The organism is Leclercia sp. LSNIH1, assembly GCF_002902985.1.
Taxonomy (GTDB): Bacteria; Pseudomonadota; Gammaproteobacteria; order Enterobacterales; family Enterobacteriaceae; genus Enterobacter.
The window spans coordinates 4648825-4667232 of the sequence record NZ_CP026167.1 but is presented as its reverse complement, the minus strand read 5'-3'; the positions used below and the strand labels follow the sequence as shown (position 1 = coordinate 4667232).

Annotated in this window: 19 protein-coding genes; 11 read left to right on the top strand and 8 right to left on the bottom strand. The window is 57.6% G+C overall.

Annotation, left to right across the window (positions count from 1 at the left end; genetic code table 11):
- Window positions 1-9: 9 nt before the first annotated feature.
- The 4 genes from nrdE to C2U54_RS22955 form a co-directional block, all read right to left on the bottom strand.
- A complete protein-coding gene (nrdE, locus tag C2U54_RS22970) occupies window positions 10-2154 on the bottom strand; it encodes a class 1b ribonucleoside-diphosphate reductase subunit alpha (RefSeq protein ID WP_103180863.1) in 2145 nt (714 codons plus the stop codon).
- Window positions 2127-2537, bottom strand: coding sequence for a class Ib ribonucleoside-diphosphate reductase assembly flavoprotein NrdI (gene nrdI, locus C2U54_RS22965; RefSeq protein ID WP_103180862.1), 411 nt, complete (start codon window positions 2535-2537; stop codon window positions 2127-2129). The genes nrdE and nrdI overlap by 28 nt, the downstream gene beginning before the upstream one ends.
- The gene (nrdH, locus tag C2U54_RS22960; protein WP_180209177.1) at window positions 2534-2779 is read right to left on the bottom strand and encodes a glutaredoxin-like protein NrdH; all 246 of its coding nucleotides are present in this window, start codon (window positions 2777-2779) and stop codon (window positions 2534-2536) included. Before nrdH ends, nrdI begins: the two co-directional genes overlap by 4 nt.
- Before the next feature lie 240 nt (window positions 2780-3019).
- Window positions 3020-3346 (bottom strand): DUF883 family protein, encoded by a 327-nt coding sequence (locus tag C2U54_RS22955; RefSeq protein WP_103180860.1) that lies wholly within the window; start codon window positions 3344-3346, stop codon window positions 3020-3022.
- A 161-nt stretch (window positions 3347-3507) separates the two neighbouring features.
- On the opposite strand from C2U54_RS22955, the gene C2U54_RS22950 reads away from it, so the two are divergent.
- Entirely contained in the window at window positions 3508-3852 is a 345-nt protein-coding gene (locus tag C2U54_RS22950) for a DUF2002 family protein (protein ID WP_039030004.1), read from the top strand.
- Between the two features lie 32 nt (window positions 3853-3884).
- Here the strand turns inward: C2U54_RS22950 and alaE are convergent, their stop codons facing one another.
- The gene (gene alaE, locus C2U54_RS22945) at window positions 3885-4334 is read right to left on the bottom strand and encodes an L-alanine exporter AlaE (protein WP_103180859.1); all 450 of its coding nucleotides are present in this window, start codon (window positions 4332-4334) and stop codon (window positions 3885-3887) included.
- 629 nt (window positions 4335-4963) lie between these two features.
- On the opposite strand from alaE, the gene stpA reads away from it, so the two are divergent.
- A complete protein-coding gene (gene stpA / locus C2U54_RS22940; protein ID WP_103180858.1) occupies window positions 4964-5368 on the top strand; it encodes a DNA-binding protein StpA in 405 nt (134 codons plus the stop codon).
- A gap of 45 nt (window positions 5369-5413) precedes the next feature.
- Here the strand turns inward: stpA and C2U54_RS22935 are convergent, their stop codons facing one another.
- Window positions 5414-5593, bottom strand: coding sequence for a hypothetical protein (locus C2U54_RS22935; protein WP_103180857.1), 180 nt, complete (start codon window positions 5591-5593; stop codon window positions 5414-5416).
- Window positions 5594-5814: 221 nt separating this feature from the next.
- Here C2U54_RS22935 and C2U54_RS22930 point away from each other — a divergent pair, with 221 nt between their 5' ends.
- Window positions 5815-5973 (top strand): YqaE/Pmp3 family membrane protein, encoded by a 159-nt coding sequence (locus C2U54_RS22930; protein WP_103180856.1) that lies wholly within the window; start codon window positions 5815-5817, stop codon window positions 5971-5973.
- On the opposite strand, the gene C2U54_RS22925 is transcribed toward C2U54_RS22930, so the two are convergent.
- Window positions 5970-6899: a LysR substrate-binding domain-containing protein gene (locus C2U54_RS22925; protein WP_103180855.1), complete on the bottom strand. Its 930-nt coding sequence runs from the start codon at window positions 6897-6899 to the stop codon at window positions 5970-5972. The genes C2U54_RS22930 and C2U54_RS22925 overlap by 4 nt on opposite strands.
- Before the next feature lie 319 nt (window positions 6900-7218).
- Between C2U54_RS22925 and C2U54_RS22920 the strand changes: the two genes are divergently transcribed.
- The 6 genes from C2U54_RS22920 to C2U54_RS22895 all read left to right on the top strand — a co-directional run bounded on the left by C2U54_RS22920 (window position 7219) and on the right by C2U54_RS22895 (window position 14837).
- Complete coding sequence (locus tag C2U54_RS22920; RefSeq protein ID WP_103180854.1) at window positions 7219-7824, top strand: ankyrin repeat domain-containing protein; 606 nt, start codon at window positions 7219-7221, stop codon at window positions 7822-7824.
- 105 nt (window positions 7825-7929) lie between these two features.
- A complete protein-coding gene (fdrA, locus tag C2U54_RS22915) occupies window positions 7930-9471 on the top strand; it encodes an acyl-CoA synthetase FdrA (protein ID WP_103180853.1) in 1542 nt (513 codons plus the stop codon).
- Window positions 9471-10886, top strand: coding sequence for a DUF1116 domain-containing protein (locus C2U54_RS22910; RefSeq protein WP_199184425.1), 1416 nt, complete (start codon window positions 9471-9473; stop codon window positions 10884-10886). The genes fdrA and C2U54_RS22910 overlap by 1 nt, the downstream gene beginning before the upstream one ends.
- 11 nt (window positions 10887-10897) lie before the next feature.
- A complete protein-coding gene (locus C2U54_RS22905; RefSeq protein WP_103180851.1) occupies window positions 10898-12451 on the top strand; it encodes a xanthine permease in 1554 nt (517 codons plus the stop codon).
- Window positions 12448-13395, top strand: a complete 948-nt coding sequence (locus tag C2U54_RS22900) for a carbamate kinase family protein (protein WP_103180850.1) — start codon at window positions 12448-12450, stop codon at window positions 13393-13395. The genes C2U54_RS22905 and C2U54_RS22900 overlap by 4 nt, the downstream gene beginning before the upstream one ends.
- Before the next feature lie 53 nt (window positions 13396-13448).
- Window positions 13449-14837, top strand: a complete 1389-nt coding sequence (locus C2U54_RS22895) for an amidohydrolase family protein (protein WP_103180849.1) — start codon at window positions 13449-13451, stop codon at window positions 14835-14837.
- 245 nt (window positions 14838-15082) lie between these two features.
- Here the strand turns inward: C2U54_RS22895 and C2U54_RS22890 are convergent, their stop codons facing one another.
- Window positions 15083-16003, bottom strand: coding sequence for a LysR substrate-binding domain-containing protein (locus C2U54_RS22890; RefSeq protein ID WP_103180848.1), 921 nt, complete (start codon window positions 16001-16003; stop codon window positions 15083-15085).
- Between the two features lie 281 nt (window positions 16004-16284).
- On the opposite strand from C2U54_RS22890, the gene C2U54_RS22885 reads away from it, so the two are divergent.
- On the top strand, window positions 16285-17616 hold the full coding sequence (locus tag C2U54_RS22885; protein ID WP_103180847.1) for an MFS transporter: 1332 nt from the start codon (window positions 16285-16287) through the stop codon (window positions 17614-17616).
- Window positions 17617-17652: 36 nt separating this feature from the next.
- Window positions 17653-18402, top strand: coding sequence for an SDR family NAD(P)-dependent oxidoreductase (locus C2U54_RS22880; RefSeq protein WP_103180846.1), 750 nt, complete (start codon window positions 17653-17655; stop codon window positions 18400-18402).
- Window positions 18403-18408 lie beyond the last annotated feature (6 nt).

The following is an 18408-nucleotide window of genomic DNA, read 5'->3' as shown; positions in this document are numbered from 1 at the left end:
GCTCTCTCCTTACAGCGCGCAGGACACGCAGCCTTCTGTTTCGGTGCCTTCCAGCGCAAGCTGGCGCAGGCGAATGTAGTACAGGGTCTTGATCCCTTTCTTCCACGCATAGATCTGCGCTTTGTTGATGTCGCGGGTGGTGGCGGTGTCCGGGAAGAAGAGCGTCAGCGACAGCCCCTGATCGACATGTTTTGTCGCCTCGGCGTAGGTATCGATAATTTTTTCCGGGCCGATTTCATAAGCATCCTGATAGAGGTCCAGATTCTCATTCGTCATAAACGGGGCAGGGTAGTAGACGCGCCCGGTTTTCCCCTCTTTGCGGATCTCGATTTTCGACACAATCGGGTGAATGCTTGAGGTGGCATGGTTGATGTACGAGATCGACCCGGTGGGCGGTACCGCCTGCAGATTCTGGTTGTAGATGCCGTAGCGCATCACGTCGTCGCGCAACTGTTGCCACATCGCCCGCGTCGGCAGGCGGACCCCGGCGCGGGCAAAGAGCGCCCGCACTTTTTCCGTTTTCGGCTGCCAGTCGCCGCTGAGGTACAGGTTAAAGTACTCTCCGCTGGCGTAACGCGACTGCGCAAAACCGGCGAATCGCTGCCCTTTTTCACGGGCCAGCATCATAGAGGTGTTCAGCGCGTGCCAGGTGATGGTGTAGAAGTAGAGGTTGGTGAAATCCAGCCCCTCCGGGCTGCCGTAGGCAATACCCTCCCGCGCCAGATAGCCGTGCAGATTCATCTGCCCCAGCCCAATGGCGTGCGAGGCGGCATTCCCGGCCTCCACCGACGGCACGCTGCGGATGTGGCTCATCTCCGACACTGCCGACAGGCCGCGCACCGCGGTTTCAACGGTGCGGCCAAAGTCCGGCGAGTCCATGGTATGGGCTATATTCAGCGAGCCCAGATTGCAGGAGATATCGTGCCCGATACGGGCGTAGTCCAGATTCTCGTCATAGGTTGAAGGGCTGTTAACCTGCAAAATCTCCGAGCAGAGGTTGCTCATATTGATGCGCCCGGCAATGGGGCTGGCGCGGTTGACCGTGTCCTCGTACATGATGTAGGGATAGCCGGATTCAAACTGGATCTCGGCCAGCCGCTGGAAGAACTCCCGGGCATTGAGGGTTTTTTTGCGGATCCGCGTATCCGCCACCATCTCGTCATACAGCTCGCTCACCGCCACATCGCCAAACGGCTTACCGTAGATGCGTTCCACGTCGTAGGGGGAGAAGAGCGCCATATCGGCATTCTCTTTTGCCAGCCGGAAGGTGACATCCGGGATCACCACCCCCAGGGAGAGGGTTTTGATGCGAATTTTTTCGTCGGCATTTTCGCGTTTGGTATCAAGAAAACGCATGATGTCCGGGTGATGGGCATGAAGATAGACCGCTCCGGCCCCCTGGCGCGCGCCAAGCTGGTTGGCGTAGGAGAAGGCATCCTCCAGCATCTTCATCACCGGGATCACCCCGGAGGACTGGTTCTCGATGCGCTTGATGGGCGCCCCCGCTTCCCGCAGGTTCGAAAGTAAAAAGGCCACGCCGCCGCCGCGTTTGGAAAGTTGTAGTGCCGAATTGACCGCCCGGCCAATCGACTCCATGTTGTCTTCAATGCGCAGCAGGAAACAGGAGACCAGCTCCCCGCGCTGCGCCTTGCCGCCGTTGAGGAAGGTCGGCGTGGCGGGCTGAAAACGCCCGGAAAGGATCTCGTCCGTCAGCTGGCGGGCCAGCGTTTCATCTCCCTGGGCCAGGGTAAGGGCGACCATCACCACCCGATCCTCAAAGCTCTCCAGATAACGCTTTCCGTCGAAGGTTTTCAGCGTATAGCTGGTGTAAAACTTCCAGGCGCCGAGGAAGGTCTGGAAACGAAAACCGCTGGCATGGGCATGGGCAAAGAGCGCCAGCACAACGCTGCTCTCATAGCGCGCCAGCACCCGTGGGTCGTAGTAACCCTCCCTGAGCAGGTAGTCCAGACGCGCCTGCGGGCTGGCAAAGGTCATGCTGTTGGGGCGGACATGGGCATTAAAAAAGGCGTCCACCGCCTCACGATCTTTGCTGAACTGGATCTTCCCGTCTTCATCGTACAGGTTCAGCATGGCGTTCAGGGCATGGAAATCCTGCGATCCCTGTATCACGCGTTCTGCGGTTGTCGTTGCCAAAATTCGTTTACTCCTTTACGCACGTTGTCGACGTCCTGCTGGGTCCCCATCAGCTCAAAGCGATAGAGGTACGGCACGCCGCACTTTTGTGAGATGACATCCCCGGCGCGGCAGAAGGCCTCGCCGAAATTACGGTTGCCGGCGGCGATCACCCCGCGGATAAGCCCCCGGTTATGGGGATCGTTAAGAAAGCGGATCGCCTGGCGCGGTACCGCCCCGGCGGTTCCGCCGCCGCCGTAGCTGGGCACCACCAGAATAAAAGGCTCGTCCACCTGGATGCGCTCCCGTTCGTTCAGCGGGATCCGCACGGCGGGCAGCCCGAGGCGCACGATAAAGCGGTGCGTGTTCTCCGAGCTGCTGGAGAAGTAGACGAGCAGGCTCATGCCCGGGCGGCCTGCGCAGCCTGCGGCAGCCGGTTAATCAGGTCCGGACGGAACCCCGACCAGCTCATCTCCCCGGCGACCACCACCGGCAACTGGCGGAACCCCTGGGCTTTAAGCCTCTCTGCCGCGTCGGCAACCTGATCCACATTCACCAGTTCGAAGCTCACGCCCCGGCTCTCCATGGCGCGTTTGGTGGCATGGCACTGCACACAGTTGTCGCGAGTGTAAATAATAATACGCATGATTCGTATTTCCATTTAAAATGGGAGTCCAACGCGATTGAACGCGTCACAGGAGTCTGTCTTGCTAAAAGGAATACTAGATGTAGTTATCTAAACTTTCAACCACACAAGATATGGGAAATTCAAGCGTGCTTGCTGCCGGTAACAACTGTTACGGGAAGGGGAGGTATGGCTTATAAAAATGAAAAACCCCAACACCGCAGGGCATTGGGGTAGAAGAACACAGTACGGCGTTGGGCGTTACTTACGCAGGGCGAGCAGCGCACCGATGAAGATCCCGACGGCGGCGACAGTACCTACCGCACACATGGGTCTCTCGCGAATAAAGGTGTTCGCACAGTTTATGGCATCGCAGGCAGACTGTTTGCTGGTGGAGCATCCATTAAGGCGCGCACGGGTTTCACGCAGTAGCGACCGCGCCTTCCGTCTGGCGTCGTCCGCTTCGCCCTTCGCATCTGAACCCCAGGATTTCAAAACGCTTTCCAGCGTATCCGCTAATTTCCTGACATCGTTATGGATATCCTGAGCATCGTCCTCAATGTCGTTTCGGTTTGATCGGCTAAACATACAATTCTCCCTTGAATTTGCGGTAATAAACAGTTTAGACCACCTTTTTAATATCTGAAGCCGGTCACGGCTTATCAGGCCGTTTATGGATTTTTCTGAAAGCACTGCTAATGCTGAATACGGTAAGGTTGCCCGGCAGGAAATGATAACGAGGAAAGAATATGTATTTACGACCCGATGAGGTTGCGCGCGAACTTGAAAAAGCGGGATTTACGGTGGATGTGGTAACACAAAAAGCATACGGTTATCGTCGTGGCGATAATTATGTTTATGTGAACCGGGAAGCCCGCATGGGGCGCACTGCGCTGATCATTCATCCGACGTTGAAAGAGAGAAGTCTTTCCTTCGCGGAGCCTGCTTCAGAGATGAAAACCAGCGACCATTACCAGCAGTTCCCGCTCTATTTAGGGGGCAATAATCAGGAACATTATGGTATTCCGCATGGTTTCAGTTCCCGCATGGCGCTGGAGCGCTTTCTGAAAGGCCTGTTTGGCGACTCGCAATAACGACGCGACTGGCTTTCGCCAGTCGCCGTGTTTCAGGCCTTGATCTGCTGGTACTGGCTCACTTTAAACAGACGTCGGCAGTAGTCGAGGAAATAGCCGTAGACGGCGCCCATCATCATCGACACCACAATATTCGAGCTTACAGCAGCGGCGATCTGGTGCCAGTCTGCGCCCACCGTTAATAAAATGGCGACATATACCGGCGACTGGAAGGTAACATAGGCCACCACGTCCGCCAGATTTTTCATCCAGCCAGTAGATGAATAGCGGCGGGCAAAACGCATCACCGCATCGCGGTAGAAACCGTACGGCCATGCAATAAGGATGTTCACCGGCACGGCGACCAGACGTGAAGAAAGTGACTGCTCAAAGGTCATTCCGGAGAGGAATATTTCAATCAGCATGTTCACCACCGAACAGTAGACCACCATTGCAAATGTGTCCGCTACAGCGTGGCGCAGGCGAGACTGCCGTGAGAACATGTTCTGACTCCTGAAGATGATACGATAACGAGGCTAAAGCGGGTTGGGATAGTGCTTTAGTTTGCTTTGTTTTTCGTGTATAGCGTATCTCTCTGCATTAAAACTCTCAATTAGCGATAAATTTTTATTTAATGGCGTTTTGTCCGTAAAATTCTCTAAACGAACCGGTTTTGCCAGAACGGCGTTATTTTCTCTGTCCTGGTTATTTTTATCAATGTTAAACAATGGCTTAAGTGGTTTTCTTTCTGCGCTCTGGCATGAGCTCTCTGCAGATAAGGTAAAAAGCGCACCTCTCAAGCAACTTGTGTTGCTAAGTGGTCGCTATGTAGCGTAAAGCTCTGGAAGTAAGAGTTTGGTTTTATGCGAAACCAGTGAATGGCTATTCGTTTCGGGCGAGGGCGTCACCGCCATTGATGCGGGTAATAACACAGGACAAATAAATAATGGTTAAACGGCTACGCTGAATAAATCATACATTCTAAAAATAACCTCCGTTATATATTCTTTATTCTCAGATGTTGGGCTGGATTATATTTTCGTGCGGTATCGTCTGGATGTTTATAAACAAATGAATTACCATGAGCCGGTATTGATTATTTAGCAGACTTTTGAAAAGGTTTTCATATTATATGACTTCAACATTACACACTCTTAATAATATCCGTACACTCCGCGCGATGGCGCGTGAATTCTCTCTGGACGTGCTGGAAGATATGCTCGAAAAGCTGCGCATCGTCACGGAAGAAAAACGTAACGAGCAGGCTGAGATTGAACAGCAGCGTGCTGAGCAGCAGCAGAAAATTAGCGCTCTGCTGGAGATGATGAAAGCTGACGGTATTTCGGCCGAAGACCTGCTGGGTTCGGAACTGCTGAGCACCAGCGCGCAGCCGAAAAAGCGCAAACCGCGTGCTGCAAAATATCGCTATACCGATCTCGATGGCACTGAAAAAACCTGGACCGGCCAGGGACGTACGCCGAAGCCGATCTCCCTTGCGCTGGCAGAGGGTAAATCGCTGGATGATTTCCTGATTTAATCCGCGCAGACCGGGCGGATTGACACCGCCCGGTAGCACCGGCGCTTAGCAGACGCCGAAATCGCCATCTTCTTTATACAGCGCCACATCCGCTGCTTTCAGGGTGAACTTCTCGCCCTGCTCGTTACTTGCCTGCACCGCCACAATCTGATCTTCATGCACTTCGATGACTTTAAGTTTCGGGCCGCCCATGCGCGGCTGTACGAGATCGCCAACAGAAAACATAGTTACCTCCTTCTGATAGATGAGCTCCGAGCTTAGCCCAGGCGCAGGCCGCGGTACAGCGCGGCGGGTGGAATACCCCTTAATCGCCCGCCTAAACCTGTGTAAAGAGGGTAAAAGAGGGTAAAACTTCACGCCAACGCTGGCAGCTGTGCGTAGACTCGCTACTCTTAGAGTGAAAATCTCTTTTTTTACAATGACCTGACTGCTTGTATGGAGAATCTATGGGTTTCTGGCGTATCGTAATTACCATCCTGCTTCCCCCGCTTGGCGTGCTGCTGGGCAAAGGGTTTGGCTGGGCCTTTATCCTCAACGTCATCCTGACGCTGCTGGGTTACCTCCCCGGCCTTATCCATGCGTTTTGGGTGCAAAGCCGCAGCTAATCCCGCCACAGTAAATCGCTGTAGATCCCGGTCAGCACCCCGTCGGGCGCGAACTGCTGTTTGATCCAACGGGTGACCAGACCGGTTGCCGCATGCTGCGTGGCAAGCAGCATGCGCGAGTCCTGGCGCGGATTATTGATGCGCCGCGTCACCAGTAGCCCCGCCTCCACCGCCTCTCTCGCCATATGTTCCGGTAAAAAACCGATTCCTTCACCCAGAATCTGGCACTGGCATTTAGTATTAAAATCCGGGACCAGGATCGCCTCCTGGCCGTGCAGCAGCCAGCCCACTTTCTTGTTAATGGTATGCGCCGTGTCTTCGACCATGATGTTGGGATACAGGCGCAGCTGGCTCTCGGCCAGCGGCTCCGGGGCCAGGGCCAGCGGGTGGTCCGGGGCGATGGCAAACACCCAGCGGATCGCGCCAATCTCGGTGTAATCGATCCCGCCGCCGTCCAGCAGGGTATCCGGCGCGCCAATGGCGATGTTCGCCTGATTATTGATGATCGAATCCCAGACGCCGTTATAGACCTCGGTAGTGACGGTGATCTGGCAGGTGGGGAACTGTTTCTTTAATACCTGCAACAGGCGGGCGGTATGGCGCGGCGTATAGAGCAGCTGGTTGATGCAGATCCGCACCCGCGTCTCAATGCCCTGGGAGATGGTATCTATCCCGCGCTTGATGGCATGGAAGTCATTCAGCAGGTCTACCGCCTTACGGTAAAAGTAAAAGCCCGATTCGGTGAGCTCGATGCTGCGGGTGTTACGCACAAACAGCACCACGTCGAGGCCGGTCTCCATGCGCTTGATGGTATAGCTGATGGCCGAGGTGGTGACCCCCAGTTCGGTAGCCGCTTTGCTGAAGCTGCTGAAGCGGGCCGCGGTAGTAAACGCCAGCAGGTTCTCTTCGGTAAAGATGGAATTCATATCATGGCTCCTGGCACCCATCAGTTTTGAACATATTTTAACAACGCGGTTACAACTCATTTGAAGCCGGTCACAGTTCTGCGAAATTGCTGCGAGCCCCGCCGGGCAAGGGCTCGTTAACCATAAGCAGAATGCAGCGCGGGCGGTAAAAACGCGGCCAAAGATAAGAAAAAGATTGCACGGACGCACGTTTTGACCGGACTGTTAAATTTATCTCAACAATGAATTGCCTGTCGATGAATCATTTTTAAGCGGATTCTTTTCTGACCAGGCCATTGCTATGCTCACTCCATCAGAAAGGAAAACCCGGAGTGTGGATATGTCCAGCAATGAACTCGTTACTGAATTTCTGTTAGCCGCCGAACAGGGGAATGTCGAGGCATTAAACGCCTGTCTGGAAAAAGGGGTGGATATAAACGCCACCAACCGGCAGAAAAGAACCGCCATTATTATCGCCAGCCTGAATAAACACTATTCCTGCGTGGAGCGGCTGATTGCCGCGGGCGCAAATATCGACCAGCAGGATCAGACCTGTTTCAACCCGTTCCTGATTAGCTGCCTGACCAACGATCTCACCCTGCTGCGTCTTGTGCTACCGGCCAACCCGGATCTCGACAGGCTGACCCGTTTTGGCGGGGTGGGGATCACCCCGGCCAGCGAGAAAGGGCATCTGGAGGTGGTGCAGGAGCTGCTGGCCCGCACCGACATCAACGTTAACCACACCAACTTTGTCGGCTGGACCCCGCTGCTCGAAGCCATTGTGTTAAATGACGGCGGCCCTCGCCAGCAGGCGATTGTGAAGCTGCTGCTCGACCACGGCGCCAACCCGCATATGACCGATAAATACGGCAAATCCCCCCTCGAACTGGCGCGGGAAAAAGGCTTCAGCGAAATTGCCGACCTGCTGATCGCCGCCGGCGCGTAATACTCCCGGCCAGCCGTTTCGCGCTGGCCTGAATTAAAAATAGCTCTTGCCGTCATGCCTTCGGGCGTGATGTGGCCCCCTTTTGCCCGCATTCAGGAGGACGTAATGCCCACCAAAATCGTGATAAGAAAGAATACCTATTTTGATTCTGTTTCGCTGATGTCGGTTTCCACCAAAGCCAACAAATTGCCCGGCGTGGAGCAGGCCTTTGTTGCTATGGCCACCGAAATGAATAAAGGCGTATTAAAAAATCTCGGTCTGCTGACGCCGGAATTAGAAGACGCCAAAAACGGCGATCTGATGATCGTGATTAAAGGTGAGGCCGCCAACGACGAGACGCTGGCCGCCATCGAGGCGCTGTTTACCCGCAAGGAGCGCGCAGGCTCACACGAATCGCGCTACGCCACGCTCGCCAGCGCCAAAACCCACCGCCCGGACGCCAACCTGGCGGTGATTTCGGTCAACGGCACCTTTGCCGCCCGTGAGGCGCGCCAGGCGCTGGAGAACAACCTCAACGTAATGCTCTTCTCGGATAACGTCTCCCTCGACGACGAGCTGGCGCTCAAGCAACTGGCCCACGAAAAAGGACTGTTAATGATGGGGCCGGACTGCGGCACCGCCATCATTAACGGGGCAGGGCTCTGCTTCGCCAACGCGGTCCGTCGCGGATCCATTGGCATCGTCGGCGCCTCCGGCACCGGCAGCCAGGAGCTGAGCGCGCGCATCCACGAATTCGGCGGCGGCATCTCCCAGCTGATCGGCACCGGCGGCCGCGATCTGAGTGAAAAAATCGGCGGCCTGATGATGCTGGATGCTATCGCCATGCTGGAAGCGGACGAGGCCACCCAGGTCATCGCCCTGATCTCCAAGCCGCCAGCGCCTGCGGTGGCCGAGAAAGTGCTGGCCCGCGCCCGCGCCTGCCGCAAACCGGTCGTAGTCTGTTTCCTTGGTCGCAACGAGCCGCCTGCCGATGAAGCGGGATTACAGTTTGCCCGCGGCACCAAAGAGGCGGCGCTGAAGGCGGTGCTGCTCACCGGCATCAAACAAGAGTCCCTCGATCTGCACCCGCTCAACTGGCCGCTGATTGAAGAGGTGCGCGCCCATCTCACCCCGCAGCAGAAGTACATTCGCGGCCTCTTCTGCGGCGGCACCCTGTGCGACGAAGCGATGTTCGCCGCGCTGGAGAAATATGACGAGGTCTACAGCAACATCCAGCCGGACCCGGCTAAGCGCCTGAAGGACATCAACGTCAGCCAGGCCCATACCTTCCTCGATTTCGGCGATGACGATTTCACCAACGGCAAACCGCACCCGATGATCGATCCGACCAACCGCATCAGCCGCCTGTTGCAGGAGGCACGCGATCCGGAAGTAGGCGTGATCGTGATGGATTTCGTCCTCGGCTTTGGATCGCATGACGATCCGGTAGGGGTGATGATCGAGGCGATCCAGGAGGCGCAGGCGATCGCGAAGGCCGATCACCGGCCGCTGGTCATCCTCGGCTATGTGCTTGGCACCGACCAGGATCCCCAGTCGCTGGCGCAGCAGTGCCAGCGGCTCACCGACGCGGGCGTCATCTGGGCCAGCAGCAGCACTAACACCGGATTACTGGCACGTGAATTTGTCTTCAAAGGAGAGAAAGCCTGATGACCACCTTATTTAACCAGCCGCTGAACGTCATTAACGTCGGCATCGCCCTGTTCAGCGACGATCTGAAGAAGCAGCACGTCCCGGTCACCCATCTCGACTGGACCCCGCCGGGGCAGGGCAATATGCAGGTCGTTGAGGCCCTCGATCAGCTGGCAGAAAACTCGCTGGCGGAGAAAATCGCCGCGGCTAACAAGGTTGCGCTGGAGCGCATTATCCAGTCCCATCCGGTGCTGGTGGGCTTTGATCAGGCGATCAACGTCGTGCCAGGCATGACCCGCACCACCATTCTGCACGCCGGCCCGCCGGTGGCCTGGGAGAACATGTGCGGGGCGATGAGAGGGGCGGTCACCGGTGCGCTGGTATTTGAAGGCTTAGCCAGAGATCTGGAAGAGGCGGCGCAATTGGCCGCCTCAGGCGAGATCACCTTCTCGCCGTGTCACGAGCACGACTGCGTGGGGTCGATGGCGGGCGTCACCTCGGCGTCGATGTTTATGCATATCGTCGAGAACAAAACCTACGGCAACCGCGCCTTCACCAACCTCAGCGAGCAGATGGCGAAGATCCTGCGCATGGGGGCCAACGACCAGAGCGTTATCGACCGCCTGAACTGGATGCGCGACGTGCTCGGCCCGATGCTGCGCGACGCCATGAAGATCATCGGCGAAATCGATCTGCGCCTGATGCTGGCTCAGGCGCTGCACATGGGCGACGAGTGCCACAACCGCAACAACGCCGGTACCACGCTGCTGATTCAGGCCCTGACCCCGGGGCTGATCCAGGCGGGCTATCCGGTGGAGCAGCAGCGCGAGGTGTTTGAGTTTGTCGCCAGCAGCGACTACTTCTCCGGCCCAACCTGGATGGCAATGTGTAAAGCCGCGCTGGACGCTGCCCACGGCATCGAGTACAGCACCGTAGTCACCACCATGGCGCGCAACGGCTACGAGTTCGGCCTGCGCGTCTCCGGCCTGCCGGGGCAGTGGTTCACCGGCCCGGCGCAGCAGGTGATTGGCCCGATGTTCGCGGGCTACAAACCGGAAGATTCCGGGCTGGATATCGGGGACAGCGCCATCACCGAAACCTACGGCATCGGTGGCTTTGCCATGGCGACGGCTCCGGCGATTGTCGCCCTGGTGGGCGGCACGGTGGAAGAAGCCATCGACTTCTCCCGCCAGATGCGCGAGATCACCCTCGGCGAAAACCCGAACGTCACCATTCCGCTGCTCTCTTTTATGGGCATTCCCACCGCCATCGACATCACCCGCGTGGGGGGCAGCGGTATTCTGCCGGTGATCAACACCGCCATCGCCCATAAAGATGCGGGCATCGGCATGATTGGGGCGGGCATCGTTCACCCGCCGTTTAGCTGTTTTGAAAAGGCGCTGTTGGCCTTCCGCGATCGCTACTTCCTTTAAGGTAAGCATCCATGAAAAGCATGAAACTGGAGTGGAAAAGAGGTGACTGGGCGGCGTACTTCGGGTTGATGACCAACAACCTGACGAACCTGCTGACCATGATGGGGCTGCTCATTTTTGTCGTCGGCATCCCGAAAGAGATTGTTTATGGACGTATTGCGCCAGCCTTCGGGCTGGCGGTGCTGGTGGCGAGCGTCTGCTACGCGTGGTTTGGTCTGCAGATGGCGCGCCAGACCGGGCGTAACGACGTGACTGCGCTGCCGTCGGGGCCGAGCGCGCCCTCGATCTTCACCGTCACTTTTCTGGTGCTGATGCCGGTCTACCAGCAGACCGGTGACGCGGATTTCGCCATCCAGATTGGTCTGGTGTGGTGCTTCGTGGAGGCGATGATCCTCGCGGGCGGTTCCTTCCTCGGCGAAACCATCCGCAAGATGATCCCGCGTACCGTGCTGCTCTCGTGCCTCTCCGGTCTGGGTCTGCTGCTGCTGGCGATGAACCCGATGTTGCAGGCGTTCGAAGCGCCGACGGTCTCCTTTATCGTCCTGCTGCTGATCTTCATCAACTGGTTCGGCAAAAAGCCGATCTTCGCCCGCATCCCCACCGGTCTCCTGCTGCTGATCGCCGGTACGGCCCTGGCGTGGATCTCCGGCCTGCAAAGCCCGGAAGCGATCAAGGCGTCGATGTCCTCCTTCGGCTTTAACCCGCCGGAAGTGCATATCGACAGCTTTATGCAGGGCCTGCCGCACGCCCTGCCGTATCTGGCCTCTGCCGTGCCGCTGGGGCTGGCCAACTACATCTTTGACCTGGAGAACATCGAAAGCGCCCACGCGGCGGGGGATGAGTACCCGACCCGCAAGGTGATGCTGGCCAACGGGCTCTCGTCCATGCTCGGCTGCCTGATGGGGAACCCGTTCCCGGTAACGGTCTACGTCGGCCACGCGGGCTGGAAAGCGATGGGGGCCAGCATCGGCTACACGCTGGCCTCCGGCGTCACCATGTTCATCGTGCCGCTGTTCGGGCTGGGAGCCTTTATGCTCGCCATCATCCCAATGACCGCCATCGTGCCGATTCTGGTCTTTATCGGCGTGGTTACCGCCAACCAGGTGGTGAGGGAGACGCCCAAAGTGGAGGTGCCCGTCATCTTTATCTGTCTCTTCCCGTGGATCGCCAACTGGGCGCTGACCATGATGAACAGCGTGATGGGCGCGGCGGGCACCAACGCGGCGAAAATCGGCACCGACGTGCTGCACAGCAAGGGCATTTACTACGAAGGGCTGATGCACCTGGGTAACGGCGCACCGCTCGCCAGCATGCTGTGGGGCTGTATCGCCATCTTCGCCATCGTCAACAAGCCGTTGCGCGGTGCCGTTGCCGCTGCGGTCGGTGCGCTGCTGGCGCTGTTCGGGGTGATCCACGCTCCGGTGGTGGGCTTTGCTGAGGGCAGTTCGCTGACCTTTGTGCTGGCTTACCTGATGATGAGCGGCATGTTTGTGCTGAAGCATATTCTGGATAGCCGCGAAGCGGCAAGCGCGACGTCGGGCACCGTTATAAAGGACAACGTATGAAAGAGCTTATGGTCGTTGCCATTGGCGGCAACAGCATTATCAAAGATAACGCCAGCCAGTCGATTGAGCACCAGGCGCAGGCGGTGAAAGCGGTGGCCGAGTCGGTGCTGGAGATGCTGGCCTCGGACTACGACATCGTCCTCACCCACGGCAACGGCCCGCAGGTGGGGCTGGATCTGCGCCGCGCCGAGATTGCCCACGAGCGGGAAGGGCTCCCCCTGACCCCGCTGGCGAACTGCGTGGCCGATACCCAGGGCGGCATCGGCTACCTGATCCAGCAGGCGCTCAACAACCGCCTTGCCGCCCGCGGGGAGCAGAAAGCGGTCACGGTGGTCACCCAGGTGGAGGTGGATAAAAACGATCCCGGCTTTACCCATCCTGCCAAGCCCATCGGGGCGTTTTTCAGCGAGACGCAGCGCGATGAGCTGCAACGCGCCCATCCCGACTGGCATTTCGTCGAGGATTCCGGCCGCGGATACCGCCGGGTGGTGGCCTCGCCCCAGCCGCTACGCATCGTTGAGGCGGATGCCATCAAGGCCCTGACGCAACAAGGCTTTGTGGTGATTGGCGCGGGCGGTGGTGGCATTCCGGTGGTGCGTACCGAACAGGGCGACTACCAGAGCGTGGATGCGGTGATCGACAAAGATCTCTCTACCGCGCTGCTGGCGCGTGAAATCCGCGCCGACGTGCTGGTGATCACTACCGGGGTGGAGAGAGTGTGCATTAACTTCGGCAAGCCAGACCAGCAGGCGCTGGACACTGTCAACGTGGCGCAGATGACGCGCTATATGGAAGAGGGGCACTTCCCGGCGGGCAGTATGCTGCCGAAAATTGTGGCCTCGCTGGAATTTCTGCACCACGGCGGCAAGCGGGTGATCATCACCTCGCCGGACTGCCTGCCCGCAGCCCTGCGTGGTGAAACCGGGACCCATATTGTGGCTTAACCCTGGCGGGCTTCCCGCCCGCTGTGTGAATGCGTAAGTAAAAGGACAAGACAATGAGTGAGAATAAAAGCCGCCGGGAGTTTCTCAGCCAGAGCGGCAAAATCGCCACCGCTGCAACCGCCTGCGCCCTGTTTGGCACTGCTGGCTCCGTCGCGTATGCTGCAGACACCGCAAAAGCGACCTGCGAGACGGGCAAACCGATGAACATTACCGCGACACACTACTATCTGGACAACGTGCTGCTGGAGGCCGGGTTTAACGTCGACGGCGACGTGGCCGTCAGCACCCGCACCGAACTGAAAACGCTGGAGATCAAGGACGGCAAGATTGCCGCCCTGCGCGACAACAACAGCCACGCCGACGCCACGCTGCCGCACTACGATGCGGGCGGCAAACTGCTGTTACCGGCGATGCGCGATATGCACATCCATCTGGATAAGACCTTCTACGGCGGCCCGTGGCGCTCGCTCAACCGCCCGGCGGGCACTACCATTCAGGATATGATCCGCCTGGAGCAAAAGCTGCTCCCGGAGCTGCAACCTTATACCCAGGAGCGGGCGGAAAAATTGATCGACCTGATCCAGTCGAAGGGCTCCACCATCGCCCGCAGCCACTGCAATATCGAGCCAACCTCCGGGTTAAAAAACCTGGAAAATTTACAGGCGGTACTGGCCCGGCGTAAACCCGGGTTTGACTGTGAGATTGTCGCCTTCCCGCAGCACGGCCTGTTACTCTCAAACGCTGAAAAGCTGATGCGCGAGGCGATGCAGGCCGGGGCGCACTATGTTGGCGGGCTGGATCCCACCAGCGTTGACGGCGCGATGGAGAAATCCCTCGACCTGATGTTCCAGATTGCGCTCGATTACGACAAAGGGGTGGATATCCACCTGCACGAAACCAGCCCGGCGGGCGTGGCGGCGGTGAACTACATGGTGCAGACCGTAGAGAAGACTCCGGAGCTTAAGGGCAAGCTGACCATCAGCCACGCCTTTGCGCTGGCGACGATGAACGAACAGCAGGTGGATGAGATCGCCACCCGCATGGCGGCGCAGCAGGTGACTATCGCCTCCACTGTGCCGATTGGCACGCTCCACATGCCGCTCAGGCAGCTGCGTGACAAAGGCGTGTTTGTCATGACCGGGACCGACAGCGTGATCGACCACTGGTCGCCGTATGGCCTGGGGGACATGCTGGAAAAAGCGAATCTCTATGCCCAGCTCTACATCCGCCCGAACGAGCAGACGCTCTCCCGCGCGCTGGGTATCGCCACCGGCGACGTGCTGCCGCTGAACGATAAAGGCGAACGCGTATGGCCGAAAGCCCAGGATGCCGCCAGCTTTGTGCTGGTGGACGCCTCCTGCTCCGCCGAAGCGGTGGCGCGCATCTCTCCGCGTACCGCGACCTTCCATAACGGGAATCTGGTGTGGGGCACGGTGGGGTGATGTGAAGCCGGGTGGCGGTTACGCCTTACCCGGCCTACGAGGTAAAAGCAAACCTCGCCCCGGCCTTCCGGAAACGCTTCGGCGATTTTCAGCCGGACCAGGGAGCCGCTTTAAGTTCCTAATTTTTATTTGATTATTTCATTGCTTTAAAGGCAATTAAATTACCTGGGGTTCCTCAGCTCTGTGGGGAAGGGCATCAGACCGCACGTTCTGTAGGCCGGGTAAGGCGAAGCCGCCACCCGGCGTTACAGGTGATACCCCGACAGCCGCAACTCCCGGTCGATCCACTCGACAAACTGCTGGATCTTCCAGCTACGCTCGTTCATGTGCGGCATCACCAGATGATGGGCATTTATGGCGATCCCCATGCTGTCCGGCAGCACCTGCACCAGCGAGCCATCGTTCAGATGATCGGTGGCCATCATTTTGCTTTCAAGAATAAATCCCAGCCCCATGCGCGCCGCCTCAAAGCTCATATAGGAGCGATCGAAGCTCAGGCTGAAGTTGAGCCAGGGCCGGTCGATATTGTGCCAGGCAAACCACTTCTCCCAGTTCACCAGGGTGCTGGTGGATGAAATCAGCGCCTGCTGTAAGAGATCCTGCGGTGACTGTACCGGATGCTCGCGCAGGTAATCGGGCGAGGCCAGCACCACCAGCGCGTCATTTTTAATGGTCATCACCCGGTAGGCGTCCCAGTCCGGGATGCCGTGGCGAATGTCGATGTCGATATTATCCCGGGCGAACTGCAGGTTCTCATAAGAGCAGGTGAGGTTGAGGATGATATCGGGATATTCGGCGCGGAACTTGCCCAGGCGGCGCAGCAGCCAGGATAAACCGAAGGTCGGGGAGGAGTGCACGCGCAGCACAGCGTTCTCCTTCTCTTTGATCACCTGCTCGGTGGCGCGCCCGATGGCGCTCATGGCCGCCGAGACCTCCCGCAGATACTTCTCTCCGGTAGGCGTAAGGGTGACCCCCTTGCCGCTGCGGATAAACAGCTTTTTGCCCATCCAGGACTCCAGGGAGGCGATCTGATGGCTCACCGCCGAGGGGGTGACGTTAAGCTGCTCGGCCGCCAGGTGAATGCTCAGGGAGTTGGCGACCGCGATAAAAGACTGAATGTTTCGCAGCGAAGGGATGGGGAGCGTCTGGCGATCCTGCGCGGGCATAACCGGTCCTCCTTGAGGATGTTGCGGTAAAAAAACATAACATTCTGACCCTGCACCGGCAATATTATTGCGGCTGAATGGATTAAACAGGATCCCCGCCACATTTTTAAAAAACCTATATCCCCATAAACGAAGCCGTTATTTTTATGACGCGCTTCGCGAATCAAATTTATCTCAGCAATAAATGAGTTTTATTGAATGGTGTTTCAAACGTAAGCCGATATATTGAGTTTGAACGCGAAATTAAAACGACTCACGTTGATCGAATAATGAGGTAAAACATGTCTCGTATAGAACAAGCTGTCCCCTACATAGCCACTAAAAAAACCAATTACCGCTTCGTGGTGCTGGCGTTAATATTTATTGTGTATGCCATTAATTATGCAGACAGAACCAATATTGGCGCCGTGCTTCCCTTTATCATCGATGAATTTCATATCAATAATTTCGAGGCCGGCGCCATCGCCAGCATGTTTTTTTTAGGCTATGCCCTGAGCCAGATCCCGGCGGGCTTTTTTATTGCTAAAAAAGGCATTCGCGGCATGGTGGCCCTGTCGATATTTGGCTTCTCTGCTTTCACCTGGCTGATGGGCACCGCCACCTCGGTGCTGGGGCTGAAGTTTATCCGCCTCGGGCTGGGCCTGACGGAAGGCCCCTGCCCGGTGGGGCTGGCCTCCACCATCAATAACTGGTTCCCGCCGAAGGAGAAAGCGACCGCCACCGGCGTCTATATCGCCGCTACCATGTTCGCCCCCATTCTGGTGCCGCCGCTGGCGGTGTGGATCGCCATGACCTGGGGCTGGCGCTGGGTCTTTTTCTCCTTCGCCATTCCGGGGCTGGTGATTGCCGTGCTCTGGTATCTGCTGGTGCGCACCCGTCCCGCAGAGAGCCCGATGGTCTCTAAAGCTGAGTTGGAGACCATCGTCGGGGGGCAAAACGCAGCGGAAACCCGGCGGGAAAATATCGTGATTGAACCGCGCTTCAACCGCCTCGACCGGTTGATCCGCGTGCGCGAGCTGGCCCCGATAGAGACGGTAAAAGGTCTCTTCACCTCGAAGAATATTCTTGGCGACTGCGTGGCCTACTTCATGATGGTGAGCGTGCTCTACGGCCTGCTGACCTGGATCCCGCTCTACCTGGTCAAAGAGAAAGGCTTTACCTTCATGAGCATGGGGCTGGTCGCCAGCATGCCCTGCATCGGCGGCTTTATCGGGGCGATTTTCGGCGGCTACGTGTCGGACAAGCTCCTGGGCCGCCGACGCAAGCCGACCATGATGTTTACCGCTATCAGCACCGTATTAATGATGGTCATCATGCTCAATATTCCGCAAAGCACCGTGGCGGTGTGCGTGGGGCTGTTCTTCGTTGGCCTGTGCCTGAATATCGGCTGGCCCGCTTTTACCGCCTACGGCATGGCGGTGGCGGACAGTAAAACCTATCCCATCGCCGCATCCATTATTAATAGCGGCGGTAATCTCGGCGGATTTGTTTCGCCCATGCTGGCGGGTTATCTGCTGGATAAAACAGGAAGTTTTAATTCTGTCTTTATTTATTTCGGTATTTGCGCAGCCGTTGGCTTATTAATGATTACCCTGCTGGAAGAACCGAAATAATAAATTAAACACCTCTCAATATTTTGGAGTAAATATATGCTACTGAAAGATAAAGTCGCCGTTATTACCGGCGCGGCTTCCGCACGCGGTTTGGGTTTCGCTACGGCAAAACTCTATGCCGAACAGGGCGCGAAAGTGGTCATTATTGATTTAGATGCAGAGGCCAGCAAGCAGGCGGCGGCAAGCCTGGGCGAGGGGCATCTGGGGCTGGCGGCGAACGTCAGCAACGAGCTGCAGGTTAATGCCGCCATCGAGCAGGTGCTGGGCAAATACGGGCGCATCGATATTCTGGTGAATAACGCCGGCATCACCCAGCCGATCAAGCTGATGGATATTAAGCGGGAAAACTATGACGCGGTGCTGGATGTCAGCCTGCGCGGCACGCTCTTAATGTCTCAGGCCGTTATCCCCACCATGCGCGGCCAGCAGTCCGGCAGCATCGTCTGCATCTCCTCGGTGTCGGCCCAGCGCGGCGGCGGCATCTTCGGCGGGCCGCACTACAGCGCCGCCAAAGCGGGCGTGCTGGGGCTGGCGAAGGCGATGGCCCGCGAGCTGGGGCCGGATAACGTGCGGGTTAACTGCATCACCCCGGGGCTGATCCAGACCGACATCACCGCGGGCAAACTTTCGGACGAGATGAAAACCGCCATTCTGGCAGGCATTCCGCTTAACCGCCTCGGCGACGCGCAGGATATCGCCCGCGCCGCGCTGTTCCTCGGCAGCGATCTCTCCTCTTACTCCACCGGCATCACCCTCGACGTCAACGGCGGCATGCTGATCCACTAAGGAGAC

Excerpts from the sequence above, each read along its gene's own strand:
- nrdI (WP_103180862.1), bottom strand. The coding sequence starts at position 2,537 with ATGAGCCTGCTCGTCTACTTCTCCAGCAGCTCGGAGAACACGCACCGC.
- nrdH (WP_180209177.1), bottom strand. The coding sequence starts at position 2,779 with ATGCGTATTATTATTTACACTCGCGACAACTGTGTGCAGTGCCATGCC.
- C2U54_RS22955 (WP_103180860.1), bottom strand. The coding sequence starts at position 3,346 with ATGTTTAGCCGATCAAACCGAAACGACATTGAGGACGATGCTCAGGAT.
- C2U54_RS22950 (WP_039030004.1), top strand. The coding sequence starts at position 3,508 with ATGTATTTACGACCCGATGAGGTTGCGCGCGAACTTGAAAAAGCGGGA.
- alaE (WP_103180859.1), bottom strand. The coding sequence starts at position 4,334 with ATGTTCTCACGGCAGTCTCGCCTGCGCCACGCTGTAGCGGACACATTT.
- stpA (WP_103180858.1), top strand. The coding sequence starts at position 4,964 with ATGACTTCAACATTACACACTCTTAATAATATCCGTACACTCCGCGCG.
- C2U54_RS22935 (WP_103180857.1), bottom strand. The coding sequence starts at position 5,593 with ATGTTTTCTGTTGGCGATCTCGTACAGCCGCGCATGGGCGGCCCGAAA.
- C2U54_RS22930 (WP_103180856.1), top strand. The coding sequence starts at position 5,815 with ATGGGTTTCTGGCGTATCGTAATTACCATCCTGCTTCCCCCGCTTGGC.
- C2U54_RS22925 (WP_103180855.1), bottom strand. The coding sequence starts at position 6,899 with ATGAATTCCATCTTTACCGAAGAGAACCTGCTGGCGTTTACTACCGCG.
- C2U54_RS22920 (WP_103180854.1), top strand. The coding sequence starts at position 7,219 with ATGTCCAGCAATGAACTCGTTACTGAATTTCTGTTAGCCGCCGAACAG.
- fdrA (WP_103180853.1), top strand. The coding sequence starts at position 7,930 with ATGCCCACCAAAATCGTGATAAGAAAGAATACCTATTTTGATTCTGTT.
- C2U54_RS22910 (WP_199184425.1), top strand. The coding sequence starts at position 9,471 with ATGACCACCTTATTTAACCAGCCGCTGAACGTCATTAACGTCGGCATC.
- C2U54_RS22905 (WP_103180851.1), top strand. The coding sequence starts at position 10,898 with ATGAAAAGCATGAAACTGGAGTGGAAAAGAGGTGACTGGGCGGCGTAC.
- C2U54_RS22900 (WP_103180850.1), top strand. The coding sequence starts at position 12,448 with ATGAAAGAGCTTATGGTCGTTGCCATTGGCGGCAACAGCATTATCAAA.
- C2U54_RS22895 (WP_103180849.1), top strand. The coding sequence starts at position 13,449 with ATGAGTGAGAATAAAAGCCGCCGGGAGTTTCTCAGCCAGAGCGGCAAA.
- C2U54_RS22890 (WP_103180848.1), bottom strand. The coding sequence starts at position 16,003 with ATGCCCGCGCAGGATCGCCAGACGCTCCCCATCCCTTCGCTGCGAAAC.
- C2U54_RS22885 (WP_103180847.1), top strand. The coding sequence starts at position 16,285 with ATGTCTCGTATAGAACAAGCTGTCCCCTACATAGCCACTAAAAAAACC.
- C2U54_RS22880 (WP_103180846.1), top strand. The coding sequence starts at position 17,653 with ATGCTACTGAAAGATAAAGTCGCCGTTATTACCGGCGCGGCTTCCGCA.